The organism is Kribbella rubisoli (assembly GCF_004217145.1).
GTDB classification, from domain to species: Bacteria; Actinomycetota; Actinomycetes; order Propionibacteriales; family Kribbellaceae; genus Kribbella; species Kribbella rubisoli.
Window position 1 is genome coordinate 402,528 of sequence record NZ_SHKR01000013.1, and the last position, 26,972, is coordinate 429,499.

Below are 26,972 nucleotides of genomic sequence, written 5' to 3' on the forward strand. Positions count from 1 at the left end.
CGTGTACGAGGGTGCCGTTCAGGATCTCATCGACGAGCTGGGGCGGTTGCCCGGAGTGGGGCCGAAGTCCGCGCAGCGGATCGCGTTCCACCTGCTCGCGGCCGACGAGACCGACGTACGGCGGCTTGCGCACGTGCTGATCCAGGTCAAGGAGAAGGTCAAGTTCTGCGAGATCTGCGGCAATGTCGCGGAGGAAGCGCAGTGCCGGATCTGCCGTGACCCGCGCCGGGACCTGAGCCTGATCTGCGTGGTCGAAGAGGCCAAGGACGTGGTCGCGATCGAGCGCACCCGCGAGTTCCGCGGCCGGTACCACGTGCTCGGCGGGGCGATCTCGCCGATCGAGGGGATCGGACCGGACGAGCTGCGGATCAAGGAACTGATGCAACGGCTGGCCAGCGGTGAAGTGATGGAGATCATCCTGGCCACCGATCCGAACCTGGAGGGTGAGGCGACGGCCACCTACTTGAGCCGCCTGCTGCGGCCCATGGGGTTGCGCGTCACCCGTTTGGCTAGTGGACTTCCAGTAGGCGGTGACCTCGAGTACGCCGACGAGGTCACACTCGGACGGGCGTTTGAAGGGCGACGATCAATCGATGACTGAACCAACCGATATTGCAGAGCGCGCATTGGCCACGGACTCCGAGGACCTCACCGAGTTCGCCGAACAGATCGCTGACCAGGTCCGGAGCTTCCTGATCTCGGTGCGCGACATCGCCGCGCAGCCGGACGAGGACGGCATCGACGAAGGCCTCGCCTCGCTGCCGTACCTGCTGCTCGAGGTGAGCCAGCTGCTGCTCGCCGGTGGCCGGCTCGGTGCGTTCGAGGACTTCGTCCCGGAGGAGCGCTTCGAGAGCGACGCCGGCCCGGACCCGGACCTCGACACGATGCGCGACCGGCTCGCGGTGCTGTTCGAGGGCCTGGACGAGTACGCCGAGGTCTTCGACCCGTACGCCGCTCCGCCGGAGATCACCGTGAATCGGCTCTCCGACGACCTCACCGCGATCGCGACCGACCTCGTGCACGGCCTCGCGCACTACGAGGACGGCCGGGTTGTCGAGGCGCTCTGGTGGTGGCAGTTCTCGTACGTCTCCACCTGGGGCGCTGCTGCGAGCGCCGTACTGCGGGCCATCCAGTCGCTGATCGCGCACGACCGGCTCGAGCCGGCGCACGACCCCGAGACCGAGGCGACCGATCGCGAGCTCGTCGAGGTCGCCGAAGAGGCCGTCCAGCGCCGCTGACCGAGGGTGTCTGTTCATGAGGTGATCCGGCGGTTGCCGGACATCGGTGCGGTTCGGCGGGTCAGTCGGGCGTTGGCGGTGCTTGACCTGGTGCTCAACGAGGATGCGAGCACCAGGTATTACGACTTCGACGCGCGGTGGTCCGAGACAGAAGAGGCCGCGTTGATGCGGGACGGGTCGGGTGGCGAGTACTCGATCGTGTTCTCGCCGGACGGCGCGTTCGCGTACGGGTTCGACCACGAGTCGCCGATGTCGCCGTACGCGAACGGCCACAAGCTCTGGCCCGGGCTGCTCGACGGCGTACCGGAGGTGTTCCACGGTGCGCGGGACGACAAGGCGTTCAGCGATGACGGTGTGCCGCGCGCGACCGTGTGTTTCTGGCGTACGACGGAGGACCCGGCCTGGAGTTCCGGCCCGGTGGAGAACGTGGACCGCGACGGCGCCGGCTGGCTGTTCGAGCTTGTTGCCGATGGGCGGCCTGAGGCGTACCTGACGTTCGCCGAGGAGTACTACGAGGTCGCGCTCGACCTCGACGCGATCCGGCACGTGTACGCGCTGATGCCGCTGAGCGAGTACGTCGTCACGTCGCTGAACAGGCAGCGACGATTGAGCGATCTCTCCGAAGGGATCGCCGAGATCGGTTACCCGCGGTCCTGAAGCGCGTTAGCGTGTCGCCCGATGACAACGCATCCACACGATCCGGCCGTGGTCGGATCGTTCGCGATCCAGGGCCGGCTCGGCCGTGGGGCGATGGGTGCGGTCTACCTCGCTCGATCGCCGGGCGGGCGGTTGGTCGCGGTGAAGGTGGTGCGCGACGAGCTCGCCGGTGACTCGGGCTTCCGGGCGCGATTCGCGCGCGAGATCGACGCTGCACGGAAGGTGAGCGGCGCGTTCACCGCGGCGGTTGTCGACGCGGATCCGGATGCGGATCGCCCGTGGCTCGCGACGGAGTACTTGCCGGGACCCACGCTGCAGAAGGCGATCGAGACGTCCGGACCGTTGTCGCCGGCGGGAGTGCAGTCGCTAGCGAGTGGGTTGGCCGAGGCGTTGATGGCGATCCATGCGAGCGGTGTCGTGCATCGCGATCTGAAGCCGTCGAACATCGTGCTGACCGACAACGGACCGCGCGTGATCGACTTCGGTATCGCGCGGGCGTTGGAGGAGGCGAGCCTGACGGCGACCGGGATGGTGATCGGTACGCCGGGTTACCTGTCGCCGGAGCAGATCACCGGGACCGGGATCGGGTCGGCGAGCGATCTGTTCGCGCTCGGTGCTGTGCTGGTGTTCGCGGCGTCGGGGCGTGGTCCGTTCGCGACCGGAAACCCGGCGTCGATGCTGCATCGGATCGTCAACGAGCATCCACAGATCCCACCGCTCCCGGGTGCGCTGCACGACGTCGTACGCCGATGCCTCGCTCGCGACCCCGCCCAGCGCCCGACACCGCTGGAAATCCTGCAACTCCTCGGACAGCCCGTCCCGACAGCCCTTCTCAATCCGCCCACGATCGTCCTGCCATCCGCCACCAGGGTCCTGCCGCCAACGGCAGGGCAGGATTTGCCACCGGTACCCACGCCCCTTCCCGCGCCGCCCGGAGCGTTTGCCCAAGCCCCGACACCGAGCGGCCCGCCCGCCCAGGGTGGTGTGGTTGGGGCGAGTTTTGCGACGAGTCGGGTGCGGGCGGTGGTGTTTGCGGTGGTTACCACGGTTCTCTGTCTTGCGTTTGCGTCGCGCGATCCGGAAATGCAGGTCTTGCATCCGATCATCTCGACGGTCCTCGGTCTGGTCTCGTTGACCTTTCTGTACTTCGCGATCCGGCACTGGATCCTCGTGCTCAGGCCGAAGGTCGTGCTTCGTCTGTCTCCGCAGGGATTGACGATCAACCGGGCCTACCGCGAAGCGACGATCCCCTGGTACGGCGTGACGCGGCTTCATGTCGGCGGTGACAGCAAGCGTCCGTGGTTGATTGCTTGGCTCGAACCGCAGTACCAGAACCAGTTGCCGGTCTCGCATCGTCGTCACCATGGCGGGCTGCGGATCTACCCGATCGCGCACGGCGCTACCCACGGCCGCCGTCAGACACAGGTCAACGAGCTCCGCGCTGCTCTCAACTGGTACGCGGGCCGGATCCACGACAATTCGTACTGATGAACATTCGACCAGCCACCACCGCCGACGGCCCGAGAATCAGCGAGCTGCTTATCGCGTCCTGGGGAAGTCACATAGCGGTCGCTCACGGCGTGGCGTACGACGCCACCACGCTGCCGGCGATCGTGGCCGAAGAGGGCGACCGCATCGTCGGCCTGCTCACGTACAACCTGCAGGGTCAGGAGCTCGAGGTCGTCACGATCGACGCTCCGGCGCAGCATCGCGGCGTAGGGTCAGCCCTGCTGGAAGCCGCGGCCGAAGCAGCAAGGGGAGCTGGTGCTCGCCGGCTCTGGTTGATCACGACCAACGACAACCTCGACGCCCTCCGCTTCTACCAGCGCCGCGGCATGCGCATCGTCGAGGTCAGACCTGGAGCAGTCGACGAGTCCCGCAAGCTCAAACCCACGATCCCGCCCACCGGCGCGTACGACATTCCCTCCATGACGAACTGGTTCTGGAGCTTCGACTCGACTAGTCGGGGAGCATCGGCATCTCCAGGCCTTGGCGTTTGCCGAGGAGGATGCCGCGGGTGATCGCGTCGGTGCCGAACTTGTCTTTGACCTGGTCGAGGGCCGAGTCGAGCTCGTTGTTCGCCGCCTTGTCGAAGGGCAGCGCCAGCTGCAGGGCCGCCTCGTTTTCGAGGTTGCCGACGGAGATGCCGATCATTGTGATGCCCTGCGCGGCGATCAGCGGATGCGCGGCCCGGAGCAACGCCCGGGCCGTGAGCAGAATCGCCCGCGTCTGATCCGTTGCCTGAGGCAACGTATGTGAGCGGGTCGCCCGGGTGAAGTCGTCGAAGCGCAGCCGCAGCGTGACCGTCCGGCCCGAGCGCTCCGCGTTACGCATCCGGCGGGTGACTCGGTCCACCAGACCCGCGAGCACCGCATCGAGCGTCGCCGGCGACTTCGGTGACCGACCCAGCGCCCGCTGGGAACCGATCGACCGTCGCCGTCGCCCGACCTCGATCGGCCGCGGATCCCGGTTGTGCGCCAAAGCGTGCAGATGCCGCCCAGATGCCCGCCCGAGCATCGCGACCAGCGCGGCCTCGGGCAGGATCGCAACATCACCGACCTTGGTCAGCCCGCGGTTGCGCAACTTCTCCGCCGTCACCTCGCCGACGCCCCACAGCCGCGAAACATCCAACGGATGCAGGAACTCCAGCTCCCGGTCCGGCGCGACCTCGAGCAGCCCGTCGGGCTTCGCGACCCCGCTCGCCACCTTCGCCAGGAACTTCGTGCGCGCCACCCCGACCGTGATCGGCAGCCCTACGCGCGACAGCACCTCGGCCCGCAGTCGTCGCGCGATCTCCACCGGAGTCCCGCGGATCTTCCGCAGCCCGCCCACGTCCAGGAACGCCTCGTCGATCGACAGCCCTTCGACCAACGGCGTCGTGTCCTCGAAGACCTTGAACACGGCCTTGCTGGCCTCGGAGTACGCCGACATGCGCGGCTCGACGATGATCGCGCCGGGACAGCGGCGCAGCGCCTGTCCGCCGTTCATCGCCGTACGCACGCCGTACGCCTTGGCCTCGTAGCTGCACGCCAGCACCACGCCCGCGCCGACGATCACCGGGCGGCCGCGTAAGCGCGCGTCGTCCCGCTGCTCGACCGAGGCGTAGAACGCGTCGAGGTCGGCATGCAGGATGTTCGCACCACCCAAGGACACGAACACATGTTCGCATATACCACCGACAAAATGAGATAGGGAGAATTCCCGACGCGGTGGCCGACGATGTCAGGAAAGAATGCAGCTTATGGACCTGTCGGCGTACCGCGATCTCTGGAAGACCCACGGCGTGGTGGCGCTCTTGGCCTCGGCGCTGGTCGCGCGGATGCCGGTGCTGGCGACGATGGTCCCGTTGGCCTTCCTGGCCAAGGACGCCTCCGGCAACTTCGGCTGGGCCGGTGTGGTCGCAGGCGCCTACTCAGTCGGTACTGCGGTCGCCAGCGTGGTCTGGTCACGCATGGCGGACCGCAAGGGCGCACGGAAGGTCGTCATCGGCACTGGGATGGCGTGGGGGCTGTGGATGGCAGTGCTCGCTCTGATGCCCTACAGCTGGTACCGGCTGCTTCCGATCGCCGCTGTGCTGGCCGGTGTGTTCGTCTCGCCGGTCACCTCGGCACTCCGCGCCAACTGGCCGCGGATTGTGCACGGCTCCCGCCTGCGGGCGGTCTACTCGCTGGATGCGACCGCGCAGGAGCTCCTGTTCGTCATCGGCCCGATGCTCGGCGCACTGATGGTCAGCTTCGCCAGTCCGCGCGCCGGGCTGCTGGCGTGTGCGGTGACGGCCGCGGCGGCTATCTGGTGGTTCGGGATGAACCAGCGGACCGATGTACCGCATGACGAGACCGCCGGACCGCGTCCCACTGCGTGGCAGCTGATCTTCCATTCGCACCGCACGCCGATCCTGATCGCCTGGGCCTGTCTGGTGATGGGCTTCGCGTCGATGTCGCTCGGCATGGTCGCCGTCGCCGATGAGCACGGCAACCGTTTGATTGCAGGCATTCTCGAGACTGTGGCCGCGGTGGGGAGTGTGACCGGCGGTGTGATCAACGGTGCGCTCCCCGGCGGCCGTACGTCGGCAGTGTGGCGGCGGATGCTGGTGTTCTCCGCGCTGGTCGCGGTCTGCATCCTCGCCACGTCGTCCGTCCTCGCACTGGCGGTGGCGATGTTCGCGACGGGCTGCATGATCGCTCCGACGGTCGCGGCCCTCTACGAGCGCGTCGGCGCGCTCACGCCGACGGCCGCGCACACCGAGATCTTCGGCTGGACCCAGAGCGGCGGCATGGTCGGGTCAGCGATCGGCTCCGCTATGGCAGGCGCGGTAGTCGAGGCGTTCGGCGTTCGCTACGCATGGGTCCTGACGGCCGGCCTCGCCGTACTGGCGACCCTGTCCCTGCTGCGCGTGCCGCCCCATCGGCCGGCCGAGACAAGTGCAGTGGAGGGTACGGCGGTCGCGGCGTAGCGCACCCGATAGTTCGCTTCGAGTACGCCGCCGTCGCGTGCGCACATCGAGATCAGCCGCAGCGGGCGGCGATCCAGCAGCATGCCCCGGCCCGCGGCGATCGGGTGGATGAGCAGCGAGACCTCGTCGATCAGTCGCCACCGCAGCAACGAGCGGACCAGCGACAGACTGCCGATCACGTGCAGGTCGTCGCCGGGCACAGACTTCAGGGCGGCGAGTACGCGGCGGGTGTCGCCCTGCAGCATCTCGGTGCCGGGGCGGGCGACCACGGGACGGGACCCGATCACGAGGTTCCGGGTGTGCTCGAGTCCGGCCAGCGTTCCGGCGTACCGCTCGAACGTCTTGCGGCCGAGCAGCACGGTGCCGGCTCCGGCGACCAGCTCCCCGAGGGCCTGCCGAGGCTCCGTGAGCCACTGCTCCGGCCGTTCGACGATGCCATCTTCGGACATGCACAGCCTCGCGACGATGTTCCGCATATGAAGCCAGATGCAAACTCCGGCCCGAAGGTTGTCAGTCCTTCCGGCGGCCGCGGTGCAGCTCGGTCTCGAGGGCATCGAGCCGGTTGATCCAGAACTTGCGGTACCGGTCCAGCCAGGTGTCGATCTCGCGCAGCGGGCCGGGGTCGACGGCGTACAGCCGCCGGGTGCCGTCGACGGTCACGGTCGCGAAGCCGTTGTCGCGCAGAACCCGAAGATGCTGGGAGACGGCCGGCTGGCTGATGCCGAACTCCGCGCCGATCGTGCCGGCGATACTGCCGGCCGGCAGCTCGCCGTCGGCGAGCAGCTCAAGGATCCGGCGCCGGACCGGATCGCCGAGAATGTCGAACGCGTGCACCGGACAAGTATTTCAGCGATGACTTATATGAACAAGTCACCGGACGGTTTGCGGTTGGCGACGGCCGGTCCCGGGGAACCTTCCCGTACTGACGGTGATCTGCCGGACGGGTCGCCCGGGTGCTGGTCGGCCGGTAGGCAACGGTCAGGTCACGGCTAGAATGACCGACGAGACTACGCCTGGTGCAACGCCGCACGGCGTACCGCAACCAGTGGTTTGAGGAGAAACACTGTGGGACGCGTCGTACACAAGTACGGCGGTTCTTCGGTCGCCGACGCCGATTGCATCAAGCGCGTGGCCCAACGGATCGTCGCGACAAAGAAGGCCGGGAACGACGTCGTAGTGGTGATCTCCGCCATGGGCGACACCACCGACGAACTGATGGACCTGGCCCAGCAGGTCTCTCCGCTGCCCCCGCCGCGCGAGCTGGACATGCTGCTCACCTCGGGTGAGCGGATCTCCGCCGCGCTGCTGGCGATGGCGATCGCCAACCTGGGCTACGAAGCACGCAGCTTCACCGGCTCGCAGGCCGGTGTGATCACGACGTCCGCGCACGGCAACGCGCGCATCATCGACATCACGCCGGGCCGGATCGAGGGCGCCCTCGGTGAGGGCCACATCGCGATCGTGGCCGGTTTCCAGGGCGTCGCCCAGGACACCAAGGACATCACCACGATGGGCCGCGGCGCCTCCGACACGACCGCGGTGGCGCTGGCCGCCGCGCTCGAGGCGGACTACTGCGAGATCTACACCGACGTGGACGGCATCTTCACCGCGGACCCGCGGATCGTGCCGGCCGCCAAGCACATCCCGAAGATCTCCTACGAGGAGATGCTCGAGATGGCCGCCTGCGGCGCCAAGGTGCTCCACCTGCGCTGCGTCGAGTACGCGCGGCGCTACAACGTCCCCGTCCACGTGCGTTCCTCCTTCTCGCAGAAGGAAGGCACCTGGGTCGTCGATGCTAAGGAACTGGATGAGATGGAACAGGCGATAATCTCCGGCGTGGTCCAGGACCGCAACGAGGCCAAGATCACGGTCGTCGGCGTACCGGACAAGCCCGGTGAGGCGGCCCGGATCTTCGAGACGGTCGCCGGCGCCGAGACCAACATCGACATGATCGTGCAGAACGTCTCGGCGATTGCCACCAACCGCACCGACATCTCGTTCACGCTGCCCCGCGTCGACGGCTCCCGGGCGATGTCCGCACTCGCCCGGATCAAGGACGAAGTGGGCTACGAGCAGTTGCTGTACGACGACCAGATCGGCAAGGTCTCGGTCGTCGGTGTCGGAATGCGCTCGCACCCGGGCGTTTCGGCGAAGTTCTTCTCCGCACTCGCCAACGCGGGCGTGAACATCGAGATGATCTCCACCTCGGAGATCCGGATCTCGGTGGTCGTGGACGAGAACCTGGTGGATGCTGCCGTGACCGCGGCGCACACCGCATTCGATCTGGACGACGAGCACACCCAGGCTGTCGTGTACGGAGGAACTGGACGGTGACCCCTGTGAGCGCTGTGGAGAACACGATCGAGGACCGGGCGGGCCTGCCATCGCTGGCGGTGGTCGGTGCGACCGGGGCCGTCGGGTCGGTGATGCTGACCCTGCTCTCGACCCGCGAGAACGTCTGGGGAGAGATCCGGCTGATCGCGTCCGAGCGCTCCGCGGGTAAACGGTTGAAGGTCCGCGGCGAGGAGGTCGAGGTCGTCGCGATCAGCGAGGACGCCTTCGACGGGATCGACGTGGCGATGTTCGACGTACCGGACGAGGTGTCGGCGCATTGGGCGCCGATCGCGGCGGCCAAGGGCGCCGTCGTGGTGGACAACTCGGGCGCGTTCCGGATGGACCCGGACGTCCCGCTGGTGGTCCCGGAGGTGAACGCCGAGGCGGCCCGGAACCGGCCGAAGGGCATCATCTCCAACCCGAACTGCACGACGCTGTCGATGATCGTGGCGATGGGCGCGCTGCACCACCGCTACGAGCTCGAGCAGCTCGTCGTCGCGTCGTACCAGGCCGCGTCGGGTGCCGGGCAGTCCGGGATCGACGCGCTGTACGACCAGCTGGCGAAGGTGGCCGGAAACCGCGAGCTCGGCAGTACGCCGGGTGACGTACGGCGGGTGGTCGGTAACGACCTCGGTCCGTTCGCCGCGCCGCTCGCGCTGAACGTCGTGCCGTGGGCCGGCTCGCTCAAGGACGACGGCTGGTCGTCGGAGGAGCTGAAGGTCCGCAACGAGTCGCGCAAGATCCTCGGCCTGCCGGACCTGAAGGTGTCCGCGACCTGCGTGCGGGTCCCGGTCGTCACCACGCACTCGTTGTCGGTGCACGCGCGGTTCGTCCAGGAGGTCGACGCCGACGGCGCCCGGGAGGTACTGCGGGACGCTCCCGGCGTGCTGCTCTTCGACAACCCGGCCGAGGGCGAGTTCCCGACGCCGGCCGATGTCGTCGGCACCGACCCGACCTGGGTCGGCCGCATCCGCAAGTCCCTCGACGACCCGAACGCGCTGGAGCTGTTCGTCTGCGGCGACAACCTCCGCAAGGGTGCGGCGCTGAACACGGCCCAGATCGCCGAGGTCGTGGCCAAAGAGTTCACCACCGCAACAGCCTGAAAAGCCCCCCGCCCCCTCGCTTCGCTCGGGGGCGGGGTTATTTTCGCGCCGGCCATGTCGGCGGGGGTTGGTTGAGGGCGCTTTGTCTTGCTCTAGAGCCAGTTTTCGCGGGCGGCGTGGAGCGCCAGTTGGAAGCGGGTGCTGGCGCCGGTGCGGTTCATCAGGCGTTCCAGGTAGCGGAAGAACGTGCGGCGGCTGATGCCGAGCGTGCGTGCGATGGTGTCGTCCGCGGCGCCGGTTGCCAGGAGTGCGAGCAGGCGGCGCTCGATCGGCTCCAGGCGGTCGTCCTCGGTGCCGACCGACGCGTGCAGCGGCAATGCGTTGCGCCAGCACAGCTCGAACATCCCGATCAGTGCGGTCAGCAGGCTGCTCGGCCGGATGATCAGCAGCGAGCGGTTCACCTCGGTGTCGCGCACCGACATCGAGACGTAGGCGATCGACCCGTCGATGATGGTCAGCTTCGCCGGTACGTCGGGTAGCACGCGGGCCTGCTCGCCCGCCTCCACGCACGGGAGGATGTTCTCGGTCAGGTACCCGGGCACCTCGACGGACTCCGGCGAGTACACGACCCGGTAGGCGACGCCACGCTTCAGGTGGTCGATCTCCTCCTGGTTGGGACCGCCGATGTAGTACGGCGGGGAGTCGATGGCCAGGATCTCGCGCTGCGCACCGCCCTTGATCTGGTGGATCCGCTCGACGATCGCGCTGCCGGTGACCACCTCGATCAGGTGCGTGGTGGACTCGTTGTGCACGGTCCGGCGGAACTCGTCGTACGCGTTCAGGACGTCGATGCGGGCCTGCTTCAGCTCCGACTCGCGGCGCAGCGTCAGGGCCTCCAGACCGGCGTCCGGGGGCACCGGCAGGTAGCGGGAGTGGTCCGAGCCCGACCGCCGGGCCAGGCCGGCCTGCACGAGGCCGCTCAGAATGGAGTCGATCGGGTGCTCCCGGTCCGGGACCGCGTCGTCCAGTTCGGTGATCGACGACGGTCCGGTCCGCAGCAGGTGCTGGTAGACCTCGATCTCGTCGTCGTTGAGCCCGAGCACCTTCAAATGGCCGGCACGCTCCGTGTCGGTTGTGCTCACGTTGCTCCCTCCCTTCCCAGTGCTGTCACCGTCCGCTACCGTCCCTCAAGCGTAGATGGGGCGGTCCAGCGCCGTCGGCACGGTCCGTGTCGACGTGTATGCGTGCAGCGATATTTGTTGTTCGATCAACATTCTTGTGCCGTGTCACCATCTGGCCACCATTTCCGCGCAGTTGTGAGCGAGAATTGAGGTCCAGCAGCCCGGCGACGGACCACCTGAGCGCCGCCGGGCTGCTGTTCCAATTCTGGCCTCTGTTCGCTGTCTCGTCAGCGGAGCCTGTTTCGGTTGGGTCTCGATCCCGGCGCATCGGTGCCCTCGCACTTCCGTGCCATCACCCGCTGTGCTGAAGGGTGTACAAACTGTGGCATCTCCAATCGTGAGGCCGATCAGGAGGAGAAGCCCGATGCGACCGGTTCCGCCGTGTGCCGCAACCGCCCGTGTCGATGCTGCCGTCCCCAGCGCGCTGGCATCTTTGCAGGGATTCCAGCCGTCGCTGTCCTCCGCCGGCCTCCGGTCCGTCTCCACACCTGCTGCGCGCACCTGCCGGCGTCCGCAGCATCTCTGGAGACGGACTCGAGGTGCGATGACCGCCGCCCTGGTCATCGTGCCGGCTGATCCGGCACGGCCTGCGTCCGCTTCCGCCCAGCGCGGACGCTGCCCCGGATCGACGGTGGAACCCCGGGAGGTGCAGACCGGTGCTCCGTGGATGGTGAGGCTGTCCATGGGGAGCGCGGATGTGATGTTGCGCGTCACGTCCTCCGCCCGGCTCGCTCCGGCCAGGAAGCATCTTCCGGGGTCCCGCCGATAACACCTGGCTCCTGTTTTCACAGCAGTCACGGGACCGGTGTGGCAGGTCACGTCAACTTCGCGTCGGTGCGTAGCGTCGTACCCATGAATTGACGGCGATTTGACTTGGCTGCAAGGCGTTTTGGTCGTCGCTGCCTGTCAAATGTATATTCCGGATAACGATCGGCGAAGGACGACTCAGTGTTGCTGACGCAGTGTCGTACGGGGTTTCGTAGCCGTCTGTACGTCGTTGCTCACTAAGGAGGACCGCTGTGTCGTCGGCGTTGAAGCCGATCCGCTACTCTGCTTCCCGGTCTGCGTGGCACGCCGCCGTACCCCGGGCGGCAGTCGCCGAAACCCAGGTGCTCGGCCATCGTGGATCAAATTTTCCGGCAGAGAGAGGCGTCGCCTGAATGAACGCGACTAGCGTCGACGAGGAGTTCAACCCGTCGGTGCACGTGTACGAACCACACAAGGTCGGCCTGCCGGCCCTGCGCCCGTACTTCAAGGCGCTGTGGCAGCGGAGAGAGTTCGCAGCGGAGATGTCCCGGACCAACATCCGGGGTGCCCACACGAACACCTTCTTCGGCCAGGTGTGGCTGGTGCTGAACCCGCTGTTGCTCGCCTTGGTCTATTACCTGCTCACCGACATCATCGCCGGTGGCAGCACGAAGGTGGACGCCGGACTGCGGTTCGCTCACATGTGCGGCGGCCTGTTCGCCTTCTACTACTTCTCGGGTGCGATGACGGCCGGTGCGGCCAGCGTGGTCGGCGGCGGCAAGCTGCTGATGAACCAGTCGTTCCCGCGGATGCTGCTCCCGCTGTCCGCGGTGCGGACGGCGTTCTTCCGCTTCCTGCCGACCTTGGTCGTGTACGTCGCGATCCACGTCATCGTGGGGCTGAAGCTGCACTGGCAGATGCTGCTCGCGCCGGTGTTCCTGGTGCTGCTGACGATCTTCGCGGCCGGCATGGGGATGATCTTCGCCGCGCTGCAGGTGTACTTCCGCGACACCACCAGCTTCCTGCCGTACTTCGTGCGGATCTGGCTGTACATGTCGCCGGTGCTCTGGTTCGCCGAGCAGGCCCCGGCGAAGTTCAAGGGCTTCATCCAGTACAACCCGTTGTACTCGCTGCTGGGTGGCTGGACCGACCTGCTGGTCAAGGGCCACGTCCCGGAGTGGAAGATGTGGGCGGGTGCCGTGGTGTTCGCGGTCGCGGCGTTCCTGATCGGCTCGCTGTTCTTCATGTCGAGGGAGCGTGAGTTCGTTGTCCGTCTCTGAGACCGAGAAGAAGCCGATGGAGAAGACCCAGTCACAGGTCCCGGCCGTCAAGGTGCAGGACGTGTCGATCACCTACCGGACCACGTTCGAGCGGGTGCCGACCTTCAAGAGCGCGATCATCCGGCTCGGCCGCGGCGAGCGCGCCGTACGCGAGGTCAAGGCCGTCCAGAACGTGTCCTTCGACGTCAACCACGGCACCACGATCGGCATCATCGGCGCGAACGGCGCCGGCAAGTCGACGCTGATGCGCGCGGTGGCCGGCATCCTGCCGCCGACGTCGGGCCGGATCGAGGTGCACGGCCGGGTCTCCACGCTGCTGTCGCTGGGCGTCGGCTTCAACGCCGCGCTGTCCGGCAAGGAGAACGTGGTGCTGGGCGGCCTGGCGGCCGGCCTGAGCCGCAAGGAGATCGAGGCGCGGTACGAGGAGATCGCCGAGTTCGCCGAGCTCGGTGACTTCATGGAGATGCCGATGCGGACGTACTCGTCCGGCATGTTCAGCCGGCTGGCGTTCTCCGTCGCGGTGCACATGGACCCGGACATCCTGCTGATCGACGAGGCCCTGTCCGCCGGTGACGCGTCCTTCAAGACCAAGGCCGCGGCCAAGATGGGCGAGCTGGTCTCGAACAGCCGGACGATGTTCCTGGTCAGCCACGCGATGAGCAGCGTCCGCGAGATGTGCAACGACTGCATCTGGCTGCACAAGGGCAAGTTGATGATGCGCGGCGAGCCCAACGAGGTCATCCAGGCCTACACCAAGTTCCTGCAGGTCGGGGAAGAAGAAGCCGTCTCACTCGAGGACCTCTGAGCGATGTCACCCAGCACGGCGCCGGACGTGGGGATCATCACGACCGGTCACGACGTGGCCGACGCGCGCCTGCACAAGATCACCGCGGCCCTGCATAGTCGCGACCTCACGGTCGAGCTCTGGGGTCTCGGTGAGGCGAGCGGCGGGCCCGCGGGTGCGGTCGTGCACGCCGGGCCGCGCGGCACGATGGTGCAGCGGCTGGCCCGGACTGCCGTGCTGCCGTGGCGGACCAAGGCGAAGGTGGTGATGACGGTCGATCCGGACATGATCCCGATCGCCCGTCTCGTCACCGGCCTGCGGCGGCGCAAGCTGGTCGTCGACGTCCACGAGGACTACGAGCGGCTGCTGGCCGACCGCGCCTGGGCGAAGGGCCTGGCCGGCCTGCCGGCCCGGTTGATCGTTCGCGCCGGTTCGAAGCTGGCGGCGGGCGCCGACCTCACCGTGGTCGCCGACTCGCACCTGGCGCCGCACCAGGCCAAGCACCGCCTGGTGGTCCAGAACCTTCCTGACCACGGCTTCCTGGCCCCGGCCCCGGCGACCGGCGCCCCGCGCGCTGTGTACGTCGGTGACCTGCGAGCCAGCCGTGGACTCTTCGACATGGTCGAGACCGTCGCTGCGGCGCCGGAGTGGTCTCTCGACCTGGTCGGCCCGGTCGCACCGTCGGACCGGGACAAGCTCGAAGCCCGGATCCAGGAGCCCGAGCTGGCCGGCCGCGTCCGGCTGCACGGGCGCCAGCCACCCGCGGACGCCTGGCGGATCGCACAGGGTGCCTGGGCGAGCCTGGCCATGCTGCAGCCGACCCCGGCGTTCATCGAAGCGATGCCGTCCAAGATCTACGAGTACCTCGCCAGCGGTCTTCCCGTGCTCTCCACCCGGCTGCCCCGGCAGACCAGGGTGATCGAGGAGTCCGGTGGCGGAGTCCTGGTGGACTCGGTGGCGGAGGCCGCCGAGACCTTGCGGCGCTGGTCCGCGGACCCCGGTGAGCTGGAGAAGTTGCACGACCATGCACTGCAGTGGGCGGCTGAGCACCTGCCGACCAACACGCCGTACGACGACCTGGCCGACGCGATTCTCAATCTTTTAAGAGGAAGTGCATGACCGACCGCCCTCACCTGCTGTACGTCGCCTGGGGCTTCCCGCCCTGCCGGGGCGGCGGTGTCTACCGGGCACTGGCCACGGCCAACCGGTTCGCCGCGCTCGGCTGGAAGGTGACCGTGCTGACGGCCGACCGCGACACGTTCTTCCGGTTCACCGGTGCGGACCTGACTCTCGAGGAGCGGGTCGACCCCTCCGTCGAGGTCGTGCGGGTGCCGTTCGAGTGGCCGATCCTCGAAGCCGATCTGCGCAAGTGGTCCAAGCGCCGGGCACAGAATCCGAAGCTGTGGAGCAAGTGGCGCACCAAGCAGGACCAGATCCCGTTCCCGGAGACCGGGTACGGGCCCTGGCGCTCGGTGATCGAAAAGGCCGCGGAGCAGATCCACAAGGCGCACAAGGTCGACCTGACCGTCGCCACCGCGAACCCGCATGTCGCGTTCACCGCGGCGTACCACCTGCACAAGAAGTTCCAGGTGCCGTACGTGATGGACTACCGCGACGCGTGGCTGCTGGACGTGTTCACCGGCGACCGCCTGCACGAGCCGAACAGCCGCGCGGCCAAGTGGGAGAAGAAGCTGGTCGAGTCCGCTCGCGAGGTCTGGTTCGTCAACGACCCGATCAAGGACTGGCACGAGAAGCTCTACCCGGCGCACGCGTCCAAGATGCACACGGTCGCGAACGGCTTCGACCCCGACCTGGTGCCGGACACCGCCGACCGCGGTGCGGTCACGGATCGCCCGCTGGTCTTCGGGTACGTCGGCACGGTGTCGCCGAAGGTGCCGCTGGCCGACTTCGTCGAGGGCTGGAAGCTCGCCAAGGAGCAGTCCTCGGAGCTGGCCGGCGCGAAGGCCAAGATCTACGGCTACCTCGGGTACTACGCGCAGCCGCGGGCCGACATGCTCGGGACGATCAACAGCGCGTCCGAGGCCGGGGTCAGCTACGAGGGCCCGGTCGGCAAGGCCGAGATCGCCAAGGCGTACGACGAGTTCGACGCCCAGCTGCTGATGCTCGGCAAGGGGCGGTACGTGACCAGCGGCAAGGTGTTCGAGTACCTCGCGACCGGCTTGCCGGTGGTGTCGGTGCACGACCCGGAGAACGCGGCGTCCGACGTACTGCGGGGTCATCCGTTGTGGTTCCCGGTGTCGGACGTGACGCCGGAGGCGATCGCGGCGGCGCTGGTCGAGGCGGCGCACGCGGCGCGGACGGCGGACGAGGGGATCCGCGCGAAGGCGCGTGAGTTCGGTGCGTCGTACCGGCGGGACCTGCAGCTGGATCCGCGGATCGAGTCGCTGGCTGCGTCTGTGAAGGGGGTTGCGGCATGAACACCGTCGTACTGCTGTCCACGCGGCGGCTTCCGCCGACGTACTTCGACCAGGTCCGCGAGGATCTCGGCGACCAGAACATCACCATCGATGTCGTCGGCTGGGTAGCCCCGTCCGCCTGGGTCGCCGACAAGGTCAACACCTTCACCCTCATCGGCCCCGGCCGGATGCCGTCCCAACCGGCCCCCGACCCGGAGCCGGAGCCCGAGGCATCCGACGAAGCTCCAGATGCCGTCATCGCTCCCGAGGCAGTAGCCGACCCGGCATCCGTAGTTGCCGACGAGGCAAAGGTTGCCCCAGCAGCAGCCGAGGTAGCCGCCGCCGAGCCTGCACCCCAGCCGAAGCCCGCACCGAAGCCCAAGCCGACCGGTGCCAAGCGGGTTGTGAAGGCTGTGGAGTGGCGTGCCCGCAAGGCTCGTAAGGTCGCTGGGCGGATGTTGCCTAAGGCAATTAAGACGTCGGCGCCGGTGAAGTTCCTGCGGGGGCAGCGGGCGACGAGCGATCTCGGTAAGAACTACTGGGAGCGTGTGCTCAGCCGCCGCGACGTGATGGCGACCATCGACAAGGCCGACGTGGTCGTGGCGCTGGATGCCGGTGCGATCTGGGCCGGCTGGAACCTCGGCCAGCGGAAGGCGAGCACCCCGGTGGTGCTCGGTCTGCCGGCCGCCCGCCGTGAGTTCGACCAGTTGAAGGCACCAGCAGGTAATGGGTGACACGACGACGATGACGATCCGCGAGCACCTGCCGGCGCCGCTGGCCCGGACCGCGGGAGCGGTCCGGCGGCGGCTCCGGGGCTTGCGGTACTCGTTCACGCAGCTGCCGGCGTTCCCGCCGGCAGCGACGACGCCGGTGCGGATGTGGGTCGGACCGACCAACTCCGCCGGTCAGGGCCACGCCTGGGCACGGGCTGCCCAGACCCTGCCGGATGTCGACGCCGTCTCGTTCACCCTGCAACGCAAGGGCCAGTTCGAATTCACGAACGACTACGGCGTACCGCTGGCGTGGTTCGGCCAGAAACGCTGGCAGCGGGCCCAGCAGCAGCACATCCTGTCGAACTACACGCACGTGATGGTCGAGTCGCTGCGCCCGGTCTTCGGCTCCCGCGGCTTCGCGGACGCGACCCCCGACATCGAAGCGATGCTCGAGCAGGGCATCAACGTCTCGCTGCTCTTCCACGGCTCCGACATCCGCCTGCCCAGCCGGCACGCGAAGCGGGAGCACTGGTCGCCGTTCACCCCGGGTGACGAGCTGACCGAGCGGCTGGAGACGCAGGCCCGCCGGCACGCCGAGCTCGTCGAGTCGCTGAATCTTCCGGTCTTCGTCTCCACGGTCGACCTGCTGGACGACGTACCGAACGCGCAGTGGCTTCCGGTCGCGATCGACCCGGCGCCCTGGCAGCAGGCGGCGCGGCCGCTGTTCGGCCACGATAAGCCCGTCGTTGCTCACGTTCCGTCGAACGCGAAGCTGAAGGGCACCGAGGAGATCGACGCCGTCCTCACCGCGCTGCACGACAGCGGACAGATCGAGTACCGCCGCATCACCGGCGTACCGCACAGCGGCATGCCGGCCGTGATCGGCGACGCCGACATCGTTGTCGACCAACTCCGGATCGGCCTGTACGGCGTGGCGGCCGCGGAAGCGCTGGCCGCCGGGCGGATCGTCGTTTCGTACGTCGGTGACGGCGTGCGTGAGCGGGTGCGTAGTCTGGCCGGGCGAGAGGTCCCGATCGTGGAGGCGGATCCCGACACCCTGGGTGATGTCGTCAGCGGTCTGATCGCCGATCGTGATGCCGCCGCCGAGCGGGCGGTGGCCGGTCCGGGCTTCGTGACGGAGCTGCACGACGGACGCCGCTCGGCCGAAGTACTGAAACCCTGGCTGACCCAGAAGGAGACCCTGTGACGTCCCGCATCGCGCCGTCCGCCGACGTCGACGACAGCGCTCAGATCGGCGACGGTTCGTCGGTCTGGCACCTCGCGCAGATCCGCGAGAACGCCGTCCTCGGCAAGAACTGCATCGTCGGCCGCGGCGCCTATGTCGGGACCGGGGTCCAGATGGGCGACAACTGCAAGATCCAGAACTACGCGCTGGTGTACGAGCCCGCCTCGCTCGAGGACGGTGTGTTCATCGGACCGGCCGTCGTGCTCACCAACGACTACTTCCCGCGCGCGGTGAACCCGGACGGTTCGCCGAAGAGCGGGCACGACTGGGAACCGGTCGGGGTGACGATGAAACAGGGCTGCTCGCTCGGTGCGCGCAGCGTCTGCGTGGCCCCGGTCACCATCGGTCGCTGGGCCACTGTCGCCGCCGGTGCGGTGGTGACCAAGGACGTGCCAGACTTCGCGCTGGTCGCCGGGGTTCCGGCTCGTCGGCTCAAGTGGGTCGGCAAGGCCGGGGTTCCGCTGCTCGACGTCGGGAACGGCGAGTGGAAGTGCCCGAACACGGGCGAGATGTACATCGAAACCGACGGGCGGCTGCGGCCGGCCGAAGAAAATCTGGAGGAGAACTGATGGTGCAGCCGATTCCGGCCGCGAAGCCGATCATCGGGAAGGAGGAGCGCGAGGCCGTCGACCGTGTCATGCAGTCCGGCATGCTGGCCCAGGGCCCCGAGGTAGCGGCGTTCGAGCAGGAGTTCGGCGCAGCGCTGGTCTCCGGCCGTGCGTGCGTCGCGACGAACTCGGGCACGTCGGGTCTCCACCTCGGCCTGCTGGCCGCGGGCGTCGGACCGGGTGACGAGGTCATCGTCCCGTCCTTCACCTTCGCCGCCACCGCGAACAGCGTCGCGCTGACCGGCGCCACCCCGGTGTTCGTCGACATCGAGCCGACGTACTTCTGCCTGGACCCGAAGGCGGTCGAGGCAGCGATCACCGAGAAGACCAAGGCCGTCATGCCGGTGCACCTGTTCGGTCACCCGGCCAACATGACCGCGCTGCAGGCGATCGCGGACAAGCACGGCATCCAGATCTACGAGGACGCCGCGCAGGCCCACGGCGCCACCTGGAACGGCGCGCCGGTCGGCACCTTCGGCGAGTTCGCGATGTTCAGCCTGTACCCGACCAAGAACATGACGTCCGGTGAGGGCGGCATGAACTCGGTCGCGAACGCCGACATCGAGCGCCGGATGCGGCTGTTCCGCAACCAGGGCATGCTCAAGCAGTACGAGAACGAGGTCGTCGGCCTGAACAACCGGATGACCGACCTGCACGCCGCCATCGGCCGGGTGCAGCTGACCAAGGTCGGCGGCTGGACGAAGCAGCGGCAGGAGAACGCGGCCTTCCTGGACGCGAACCTCGCCGGTGTCGGCGTCCCGGCCGTGGCCGACGAGGCCAGCCACGTGTACCACCAGTACACGATCCGCGTGACCGAGGACCGCGACGGCTTCGCCAACGCGCTGCGGACGGAGTACGGCGTCGGCTGCGGCGTGTACTACCCGATCCCGAACCACCGGCTCCCCTCGTTCCAGCGCGAGCTGGACCTGCCGGAGACCGAGAAGGCCGCTGCCGAGGTGCTCTCGCTGCCGGTCCACCCCTCGCTGTCCGAGGATGACCTGAACCGGATCGTGGCCGCGGTGAACACCGTGGCGAAGGCGGGTGCGTGACCATGGCGAACCTCCGTGCGGGCCTGATCGGCCTGGGCATGATGGGGCGGCACCACGCTCGGGTGCTGGCCTCCCTCGAGGGCGTCGACCTGGTCGCGGTCGCCGACCCGGGCGGTGACAAGTTCAACGTGGCCGGCGGCCGTCCGGTGCACGAGAACATCGAGCAGCTGATCGCCGAGAAGCTCGACTACTGCATGGTCGCGGTGCCGACGCAGTACCACGCCGAGATCGCGAAGGCGCTGGCCGAGGCCGGCGTGCACGCGATGATCGAGAAGCCGCTGGCCGGCTCCTCGTCCGAGGCGACCGAGATCGCGAAGGCGTTCGAGGCGGCCGGGCTGGTCGGCGCGGTCGGCCACATCGAGCGGTACAACCCGGCGCTGCAGGCGCTGCGGGTGCGTCTCGAGGCCGGCGAGCTGGGTGACATCTACCAGATCACCACGCGTCGCCAGGGCCCGTTCCCGGCGCGCATCGCCGACGTCGGCGTGGTGCTCGACCTGGCCACCCACGACATCGACCTGACCGCGTGGGTGACGCAGTCGCCGTTCGTCACGGTGTCCGCGCAGAGCGCCCACAAGTCGGGCCGGCAGTACGAGGACCTGATCGCGGTGACCGGCAAGCTGGCCGACGGCACCGTCACCAGCCACCTGGTCAACTGGCTGTCCCCGATGAAGGAGCGTCTCACCGTCGTCACGGGTGAGAAGGGCGCCTTCATCGCCGACACCCTGACGGCCGACCTGTCGTTCCACGCGAACGGCACCGTGCAGACCGCGTGGGACGACGTCGCGCACTTCCGCGGTGTCAGCGAGGGCGACATGATCCGGTACGCGATCAGCAAGCCGGAGCCGCTGAAGACCGAGCACGAGGCGTTCCGCGACGCCGTCCTGGGCAAGGAAGCCGACATCGTCACGCTGCAGCAGGGTCTGACCACCGTCGCGGTGGCCGAGGCCGTGATCCAGTCTGCGGCCGAGGATCGAACCATCAAGGTCGCCGGGGAGTCTGCCTAGTCATGAAGGTTCTGAGTGTTGTCGGGGCTCGCCCACAGTTCGTGAAGCTGGCGCCGGTTGCGGAGGCATTCGCCGCGACCGAGCACCAGCACGTGATCGTGCACACCGGGCAGCACTACGACAAGAACATGTCCGACGTGTTCTTCGCCGACCTGCGCATCCCGGACCCGGACGTCCACCTGGGCGTCGGGTCCGGCAGCCACGGCGTCCAGACCGGCGCGATGCTGGCCGCGATGGACGCCGTACTGGACGAGCACAAGCCCGACTGGGTGCTGGTGTACGGCGACACGAACTCGACGCTCGCCGGCGCCCTGTCCGCGGTGAAGATGCACCTGCCGGTCGCGCACCTCGAGGCCGGCCTGCGTTCGTTCAACCGGCTGATGCCGGAGGAGCACAACCGGGTGCTGACCGACCACGCGGCCGACCTGCTGCTCGCGCCGACCCAGGTGGCGATGGACCACCTGGCGAACGAGGGCCTGCAGGGCAAGTCCCGGCTGGTCGGCGACGTCATGACCGACGTCTGCTTCCGGGTCCGCGACGCGGTCGGGGACAAGCCGCTGGACCTCCCGTTCAAGCAGGGCGAGTACGTCGTCTCGACCATCCACCGGGCCGAGAACACCGACGACCCGGAGCGACTGGCCGGGATCGTCGACGGTCTGGCGGCGGCCGGTTCGCCGGTGCTGCTGCTGGCCCACCCGCGGCTGGTCGCGAAGTGTGCGGAGCACGGCATCAAGCTGGAGCGTCCGGACGGTTCGCTGCACGTCCGCGAGCCGCTGGCCTACCCGGAGATGGTCGCGGCCGTCCTCGGTTCGGCCGGTGTGGTGACGGACTCCGGCGGTCTCCAGAAGGAGGCCTTCCTGCTCGGCCGGGTGTGCACCACGCTGCGCACCGAGACCGAGTGGGTCGAGACGCTGGACGACGGGTGGAACGTGTTGACATCCGACGTGAGTAAGCTGCCCGAGTTGGCCGCACGGCCGGCTCCCACGGGGGAACGCCCGATGCCCTACGGCGACGGCCACGCTGCTGAGCGTGTCGTAGCCACTCTCGCGGAGTAACTACATGACGAAGGCCGCCGAAGAGAACCAAACGCCGTCGACCCAGGAGCTGCCTGGGTCGACAGATGTGGGGACCCCGCCGCCCGGCGCGCCTGTCAGTGCCTTCCCCGGGGAGTCCGGCACACCGCCGGCCTCCCGCGCGGGACGGCTGCCACGAGTCGAGTCGCTCACCGGCCTGCGCTGGTGGGCGGCCTTCTTCGTGTTCTGCCACCACATGACCAACCTGGCGCCGCTGCCGATCTTCGACTTCCTGAAGTTCGGCACCTCCGGCGTCACGTTCTTCTTCGTCCTGTCCGGTTTCGTCCTCACCTGGTCTGCCCAGAAGGGCACGAAGATCCGGACGTTCTACCGGCGCCGGTTCGCCCGGATCTTCCCGCTGTACTTCCTCACGCTGGTCGCGGCGTTCTTCGTCTTCTACCGGGCCGATCCGCCGGCCGGGATGTCGTGGATCAAGCCGATCTCGGTGGGCGTGCTGGTGCTGTCGCTGTTCCTCCTGCACGGCTGGTCGAACAACCCGACCATCCTGTACGGCGGAAACCCGGCGGGCTGGACGCTGTCGGTGGAGGCGTTCTTCTACGCGTACTTCCCGTTCGTCTGGCGGGCCACGCAGCGGCTGAAGACGGCCGGCGGCCTGATCCTGTGTGTCACGGTGATCGTGGCGGGCGGTGCGTACCGATTGGCGCTGTTCCACTACAAGGACGTCGTACCGATCCTGCCGCAACCGATCCTGCATTCGGTCGCATTCCTGTTCGGTATCGGCCTGGCGATCTCGCTGCGGTCCGGCTGGAAGCCGCGGATCCCGGTGTGGTTCGCGTTCCTGGTCACCGGCGGCGGTCTGTACATCCTCTGGTACTCCGGCAAGCACGCGGCGACCTTCCCGGGCGCGATCACGATGGGCCTGTGCCAGAAGGAGGTCCTGACCTTCCTGTACGGCTTCCTGATCCTCGCGGTCGCGTCCCGCGACACCCGCGGCGGCCGGTCGCTGCTGCGCAGTAAGCCGATGGTCGCGCTCGGCCAATGGTCCTATGCCTTCTACCTGGTGCACGCCACGATCCTGTACGCGATCAAGGAGCACCACGGTGTCGCCGGCCCGATCGGCTGGTCCAACCTGACGTGGTACGCCGGTGTCCTCGTCCTCTCGATCATTGCCTCGTGGCTGCTCTACAAGTTCGTCGAGCACCCGCTGGAACGGAAGCTCCGGGGCCCCCGATGAAGAATCACTACCTAGTGGAGAACCTGTGCGTGTCAGTGTTGTTGCCTTAGGCAAGATCGGACTGCCGTTGGCGGTCCAGTTCGCGGCCAAGGGTCATCAGGTCGTCGGCGTCGACATCAACGAGAAGTTCGTCGAGATGGTGAACGCCGGCAAGGAGCCGTTCCCGGGTGAGGCCCACCTGCAGGAGCTGCTCGCCGAGACCGTGGCCGACGGCCGTCTGCGGGCGACCACGGACTACGCGGACGCCATCCCGAACAGCGACGCCGTCGTCGTGGTCGTGCCGCTGTTCGTCGACGAGAAGACCGGCGAGCCCGAGTTCGGCTGGATGGAGAACGCGACCCGTTCGCTGTCCGAGCACCTGAGCCCCGGCACCCTGGTCAGCTACGAGACCACGCTCCCGGTCGGCACCACCCGGAACCGGTGGAAGCCGATGATCGAGGAGATCTCCGGTCTGACCGAGGGCACCGACTTCCACCTGGTGTTCTCGCCGGAGCGGGTCCTCACCGGCCGCGTCTTCGCGGACCTGCGCAAGTACCCGAAGCTGGTCGGCGGTCTGTCCGAGGAGGGCGCGAAGCGCGCCATCGCCTTCTACGAGGCGGTGCTGGACTTCGACGAGCGTCCCGACCTGCCGCGTGCGAACGGCGTCTGGGACCTCGGCTCGGCCGAGGCGTCGGAGCTGGCGAAGTTGGCCGAGACGACCTACCGCGACGTGAACATCGGCCTGGCGAACCAGTTCGCCCGGTTCGCCGGCCAGAACGGCATCGACGTACATGCCGTCATCGAGGCGTCGAACTCGCAGCCGTACAGCCACATCCACCGGCCCGGTATCGCGGTCGGCGGCCACTGCATCCCGGTCTACCCGCGGCTGTACCTGTGGACCGACCCGGAGGCAACCGTTGTCCGGGCCGCCCGCGAGGCGAACGCCGGCATGCCGGACTACACCATCGGCCTGCTCGAGGGCGCCTTCGGCGAGCTGAAGGGCGCGAAGGTCGTCGTGCTCGGTGCGGCGTACCGTGGTGGTGTGAAGGAGACGGCGTTCTCCGGAGTCTTCCCGGCCGTCGAGGCGCTCAAGGCGCGCGGCGCCGAGGTGTCCGTGCACGACCCGCTGTACACCGACGAGGAGCTCCAGGGTCTCGGCTTCACGCCGTACACGCTGGGTACGCCGGTGGACGCGGCCGTGCTGCAGGCGGACCACGCGGACTACGCGCAGCTGAGCCCGGCGGACCTGCCCGGTGTGCAGGTGCTCGTCGACGGCCGTGACCGCACCGACCCAGCGCGCTGGGCGGGTGTCCGTCGGATTGTGATCGGAAGGTCGGTCAGCCAGTGACAACTGCCGACCTGCGGGTCGTGATGATGGTCGCGAACGACGTCACCAACGACAGTAGGGTCCGCAAAGAGGCCGCAGCACTGGCCGAGACCGGAGCAGAGGTAACTGTGCTCGGGGTCTCGGCCAGCGGCCTGCCGTCGAGGGAGATGCTCGACGGCGCGCTGATCGTCCGGGTGGCGGTGCCGTTCGCACTGCGTGAGGAACGGAAACGAAGCCGTACGGCGCGACGCGACTGGCGGCCGCCGTTGGTGGGGTACAAGCACCGCCAGAGCTACGTGGCGCGCAGCGAACGGATCCAGGCCGAGCTGAAGGAGCTCAAGGCCGACTCCGGGCATGCGATCGCGCGGGCGAAGGCGGGCCAGGGAAATCCGCTCAAGTTCAAGGCCGGCGTCGGCACCCGCCTGCTCCGCCGCGCGCGCTGGAAGGCCGCCGAACGGGCCAGCTGGGTGCGCAAGGGCGTGGGCAACAAGGCCGATGCGCCGTTCAAGTTCAGCTGGCGGGCGTACGACGGTGTGCTGCACCGGCTGCCCTGGCCGGCGCCGTGGCGCAAGCTGCACCCCGAGGCGCTGGACCTGGAGCTCGCGTTCGGCGACCTGATCGACCGCCTCGAGCCGGACGTGGTGCACGCGCACGACATGCACGTGATCGGTGTCGCGACCCGCGCCGCCGGCCGCGCGGCGCTGCGTGGCCGCACGCTGAAGGTCGTCTACGACGCGCACGAGTACGTCGCCGGCCTCTCGCAGTACGGCGCGCGCACCCGGCGTTCGATCGCGGCCTGGGCCAACCACGAGCGCGAGTACATCGGCGACGTCGACCGGGTGATCACGGTCAGCCCGGCGATCGCCACCCGGCTGCAGGCCGAGCACAAGCTCAAGCTCAAGCCGACCGTCGTGATGAACACGCCGAACCCTGCTGACGTGTCGGTCGAGGTGTCCGACATCCGCAGCCAGATCGGCCTGGCTTCCGACGTACCGCTGCTGGTTTACAGCGGTGGCGTGACGCGCGCGCGTGGCGTCCACACCGCCGTCCAGGCGCTGGTCGATCTGCCGGACGTGCACCTGGCTGTTGTGTGCGTGCCTGGCGTCGCGACCGACGCCGTACGCGCGCTGCAGACGCAGGCTGTGCAGCTCGGGGTGCAGGACCGTCTGCACTGCCTGGATCCGGTCGGGCCGGACGAGGTGGTCGCGTTCCTGCGTACCGCGGACGTCGGGCTGATCCCGATCCTGCGGTATCCGAGCCACGAGATGGCGCTGCCGAACAAGCTGTTCGAGTACGCCTTCGCCGGTCTGCCGGTCGTGGTCAGCGACATGCCGAGCATGAAGGAGTTCGTCGAGCGCACCCGCATCGGCGAGGTCTTCACCGCCGAGGACACCAGCGGCCTCGCGGCCAAGGTGCGGACGGTGCTCGCGGACCTCGACAGCTACCGGGAGCGGGTCGCGGACCCGGTGTACCAGCAGGAGGTGTCGTGGGCCGGCCAGGCTGCCAACCTGCGCGCGCTGTACGGCGAGCTCACCGGGCGTCAGCTGGACGTCGTCCGCCCGGGCGGGCCGGTGGAGAAGAAGCGGCCGCACCTGCTGATCGGTCCGGTCAACAGCGCCGGCCAGGCCTGGCTCTGGGCGACCGCGGTCGAGCGCGAGGTGCCGGACGTCAAGGTCGAGTCGCTGACCACGGGCAGCGGCGCGTTCGACTTCAAGGTGCACCGCACCGGGACCTACAAGCAGTACCGGACCGACCTGCGCTGGCAGCTCGAGCTGACGGCGTACGCGTTGCGTGAGGTCACCCACGTGCTGTTCGAGGCGGGCCGGCCGATGTTCGGTCAGCTGCGCGGGCAGATGTGGACCACCGACGTGCCGATCCTCGAGCAGGCCGGGATCAAGCACGGCGTGCTGTTCCACGGCTCGGAGATTCGCGACCCGGCCCTGCACCGGGCGCGCTACCGGTACTCCCCGTTCCGCAACCCCGAGGACGAGCTGACCCAGCGGCTGCAGTCCGGCAACGACAACATGCGCCGGCACCTGCAGGGGTACGACGGCCCGGTCTACGTCACCACGCCGGACCTGCTGGAGTTCGTCGAGAACGGCATCTGGATCCCGCTGGCGGTCGACGTCGAGGGGTTCGCGTCGAACCGGCCGGTGCTCGAGCGCGAGGTCCCGGTGGTGCTGCACGCGCCGTCGGCCAGTGCGCTCAAGGGCTCGGCGTACGTCGACCCGGTGCTGACCGATCTGGACGCGCGCGGCCTGATCACGTACCAGCGGGTGCAGGGCGTGCCGCACGCGGAGCTGGCCGAGATGGTGAAGGACGCCGACATCGTCGTCGACCAGATGCTGCTCGGTTCGTACGGCGTCTTCGCCTGTGAGGCGATGGCCGCCGGCCGGGTCACCGTCGGCCACATCGCGGACCCGGTCCGGGACCTGCTGCCGAGTGATCTGCCGATCGCCGAGGCGACGCCGGACGACCTGTCCGAGGTGATCGAGCGGCTGGTCAGCGAGCGCGACTCGGCCCGGAAGATCGCCGACGCGGGGCCCGGCTACGTCCGGGATCTGCACGACGGACACCGGTCGGTCGAGGTACTGCTGCCGTTCCTGAACAACGAGCTCACCCCACGTGAGGCCGGCGAGTAGGT

The 26,972-nt window shown here is 68.3% G+C and carries 25 protein-coding genes; 21 read left to right on the plus strand and 4 right to left on the minus strand.

Translation table 11 applies throughout. The annotated features are described in order from the left end of the window. Window position 1: 1 nt before the first annotated feature. From recR to EV645_RS22095, 5 genes are read left to right on the plus strand one after another with little or no spacing between them, the layout of a single operon-like run. Entirely contained in the window at window positions 2-601 is a 600-nt protein-coding gene (recR, locus tag EV645_RS22075) for a recombination mediator RecR (RefSeq protein WP_130445864.1), read from the plus strand. Next, window positions 594-1,238, plus strand: a complete 645-nt coding sequence (locus tag EV645_RS22080; protein ID WP_130445865.1) for a DUF5063 domain-containing protein — start codon at window positions 594-596, stop codon at window positions 1,236-1,238. The genes recR and EV645_RS22080 overlap by 8 nt, the downstream gene beginning before the upstream one ends. Window positions 1,239-1,244: 6 nt before the next feature. Beyond that, a complete protein-coding gene (locus EV645_RS22085; protein WP_130445866.1) occupies window positions 1,245-1,895 on the plus strand; it encodes a hypothetical protein in 651 nt (216 codons plus the stop codon). 21 nt (window positions 1,896-1,916) lie between these two features. Continuing rightward, entirely contained in the window at window positions 1,917-3,383 is a 1,467-nt protein-coding gene (locus EV645_RS22090) for a serine/threonine-protein kinase (RefSeq protein ID WP_130445867.1), read from the plus strand. Continuing rightward, window positions 3,383-3,916 (plus strand): GNAT family N-acetyltransferase, encoded by a 534-nt coding sequence (locus tag EV645_RS22095; RefSeq protein ID WP_130445868.1) that lies wholly within the window; start codon window positions 3,383-3,385, stop codon window positions 3,914-3,916. Before EV645_RS22090 ends, EV645_RS22095 begins: the two co-directional genes overlap by 1 nt. Here EV645_RS22095 and dinB read toward each other — a convergent pair. After that, the gene (gene dinB, locus EV645_RS22100; RefSeq protein ID WP_338419150.1) at window positions 3,855-5,048 is read right to left on the minus strand and encodes a DNA polymerase IV; all 1,194 of its coding nucleotides are present in this window, start codon (window positions 5,046-5,048) and stop codon (window positions 3,855-3,857) included. The genes EV645_RS22095 and dinB overlap by 62 nt on opposite strands. Window positions 5,049-5,136: 88 nt before the next feature. On the opposite strand from dinB, the gene EV645_RS22105 reads away from it, so the two are divergent. Next, window positions 5,137-6,348, plus strand: a complete 1,212-nt coding sequence (locus EV645_RS22105; protein WP_242000562.1) for an MFS transporter — start codon at window positions 5,137-5,139, stop codon at window positions 6,346-6,348. Here the strand turns inward: EV645_RS22105 and EV645_RS22110 are convergent. Then, window positions 6,231-6,902 (minus strand): dihydrofolate reductase family protein, encoded by a 672-nt coding sequence (locus EV645_RS22110; RefSeq protein WP_130445871.1) that lies wholly within the window; start codon window positions 6,900-6,902, stop codon window positions 6,231-6,233. The genes EV645_RS22105 and EV645_RS22110 overlap by 118 nt on opposite strands. Then, window positions 6,859-7,182, minus strand: a complete 324-nt coding sequence (locus tag EV645_RS22115) for an ArsR/SmtB family transcription factor (protein ID WP_130445872.1) — start codon at window positions 7,180-7,182, stop codon at window positions 6,859-6,861. The genes EV645_RS22110 and EV645_RS22115 overlap by 44 nt, the downstream gene beginning before the upstream one ends. 231 nt (window positions 7,183-7,413) lie before the next feature. Between EV645_RS22115 and EV645_RS22120 the strand changes: the two genes are divergently transcribed. Both EV645_RS22120 and EV645_RS22125 read left to right on the plus strand, forming a co-directional pair. Next, entirely contained in the window at window positions 7,414-8,682 is a 1,269-nt protein-coding gene (locus EV645_RS22120; RefSeq protein WP_130445873.1) for an aspartate kinase, read from the plus strand. A 5-nt stretch (window positions 8,683-8,687) separates the two neighbouring features. Then, window positions 8,688-9,785, plus strand: coding sequence for an aspartate-semialdehyde dehydrogenase (locus tag EV645_RS22125; RefSeq protein WP_338419151.1), 1,098 nt, complete (start codon window positions 8,688-8,690; stop codon window positions 9,783-9,785). Window positions 9,786-9,877: 92 nt separating this feature from the next. Here the strand turns inward: EV645_RS22125 and EV645_RS22130 are convergent, their stop codons facing one another. Continuing rightward, the gene (locus tag EV645_RS22130) at window positions 9,878-10,867 is read right to left on the minus strand and encodes a helix-turn-helix domain-containing protein (protein ID WP_130445874.1); all 990 of its coding nucleotides are present in this window, start codon (window positions 10,865-10,867) and stop codon (window positions 9,878-9,880) included. Window positions 10,868-12,066: 1,199 nt separating this feature from the next. On the opposite strand from EV645_RS22130, the gene EV645_RS22135 reads away from it, so the two are divergent. Genes EV645_RS22135 through EV645_RS22195 form a run of 13 tightly spaced genes read left to right on the plus strand, consistent with a single transcriptional unit; the run spans window position 12,067 to window position 26,970 of the window. Then, window positions 12,067-12,933: an ABC transporter permease gene (locus EV645_RS22135; protein ID WP_130445875.1), complete on the plus strand. Its 867-nt coding sequence runs from the start codon at window positions 12,067-12,069 to the stop codon at window positions 12,931-12,933. Continuing rightward, the gene (locus tag EV645_RS22140; RefSeq protein WP_242000563.1) at window positions 12,920-13,738 is read left to right on the plus strand and encodes an ABC transporter ATP-binding protein; all 819 of its coding nucleotides are present in this window, start codon (window positions 12,920-12,922) and stop codon (window positions 13,736-13,738) included. Before EV645_RS22135 ends, EV645_RS22140 begins: the two co-directional genes overlap by 14 nt. A gap of 3 nt (window positions 13,739-13,741) precedes the next feature. Next, entirely contained in the window at window positions 13,742-14,836 is a 1,095-nt protein-coding gene (locus EV645_RS22145; protein ID WP_130445876.1) for a glycosyltransferase, read from the plus strand. Then, a complete protein-coding gene (locus tag EV645_RS22150) occupies window positions 14,833-16,155 on the plus strand; it encodes a glycosyltransferase (RefSeq protein ID WP_242000564.1) in 1,323 nt (440 codons plus the stop codon). Before EV645_RS22145 ends, EV645_RS22150 begins: the two co-directional genes overlap by 4 nt. Beyond that, window positions 16,152-16,868, plus strand: coding sequence for a hypothetical protein (locus EV645_RS22155; RefSeq protein ID WP_130445877.1), 717 nt, complete (start codon window positions 16,152-16,154; stop codon window positions 16,866-16,868). The genes EV645_RS22150 and EV645_RS22155 overlap by 4 nt, the downstream gene beginning before the upstream one ends. Further along, the gene (locus EV645_RS22160) at window positions 16,861-18,054 is read left to right on the plus strand and encodes a hypothetical protein (protein ID WP_130445878.1); all 1,194 of its coding nucleotides are present in this window, start codon (window positions 16,861-16,863) and stop codon (window positions 18,052-18,054) included. Before EV645_RS22155 ends, EV645_RS22160 begins: the two co-directional genes overlap by 8 nt. Then, on the plus strand, window positions 18,051-18,662 hold the full coding sequence (locus EV645_RS22165; protein ID WP_130445879.1) for an acyltransferase: 612 nt from the start codon (window positions 18,051-18,053) through the stop codon (window positions 18,660-18,662). Before EV645_RS22160 ends, EV645_RS22165 begins: the two co-directional genes overlap by 4 nt. Further along, a complete protein-coding gene (locus tag EV645_RS22170) occupies window positions 18,659-19,750 on the plus strand; it encodes a DegT/DnrJ/EryC1/StrS family aminotransferase (protein ID WP_130446509.1) in 1,092 nt (363 codons plus the stop codon). Before EV645_RS22165 ends, EV645_RS22170 begins: the two co-directional genes overlap by 4 nt. Window positions 19,751-19,752: 2 nt before the next feature. Next, window positions 19,753-20,754 (plus strand): Gfo/Idh/MocA family protein, encoded by a 1,002-nt coding sequence (locus EV645_RS22175; RefSeq protein ID WP_130445880.1) that lies wholly within the window; start codon window positions 19,753-19,755, stop codon window positions 20,752-20,754. 2 nt (window positions 20,755-20,756) lie between these two features. Then, window positions 20,757-21,809, plus strand: coding sequence for a non-hydrolyzing UDP-N-acetylglucosamine 2-epimerase (gene wecB / locus EV645_RS22180; protein ID WP_130445881.1), 1,053 nt, complete (start codon window positions 20,757-20,759; stop codon window positions 21,807-21,809). A 4-nt stretch (window positions 21,810-21,813) separates the two neighbouring features. Further along, entirely contained in the window at window positions 21,814-23,022 is a 1,209-nt protein-coding gene (locus tag EV645_RS22185) for an acyltransferase family protein (RefSeq protein WP_130445882.1), read from the plus strand. A gap of 25 nt (window positions 23,023-23,047) precedes the next feature. Beyond that, the gene (locus EV645_RS22190; protein WP_130445883.1) at window positions 23,048-24,349 is read left to right on the plus strand and encodes a nucleotide sugar dehydrogenase; all 1,302 of its coding nucleotides are present in this window, start codon (window positions 23,048-23,050) and stop codon (window positions 24,347-24,349) included. Further along, entirely contained in the window at window positions 24,346-26,970 is a 2,625-nt protein-coding gene (locus EV645_RS22195) for a glycosyltransferase family 4 protein (protein WP_130445884.1), read from the plus strand. Before EV645_RS22190 ends, EV645_RS22195 begins: the two co-directional genes overlap by 4 nt. Window positions 26,971-26,972 lie beyond the last annotated feature (2 nt).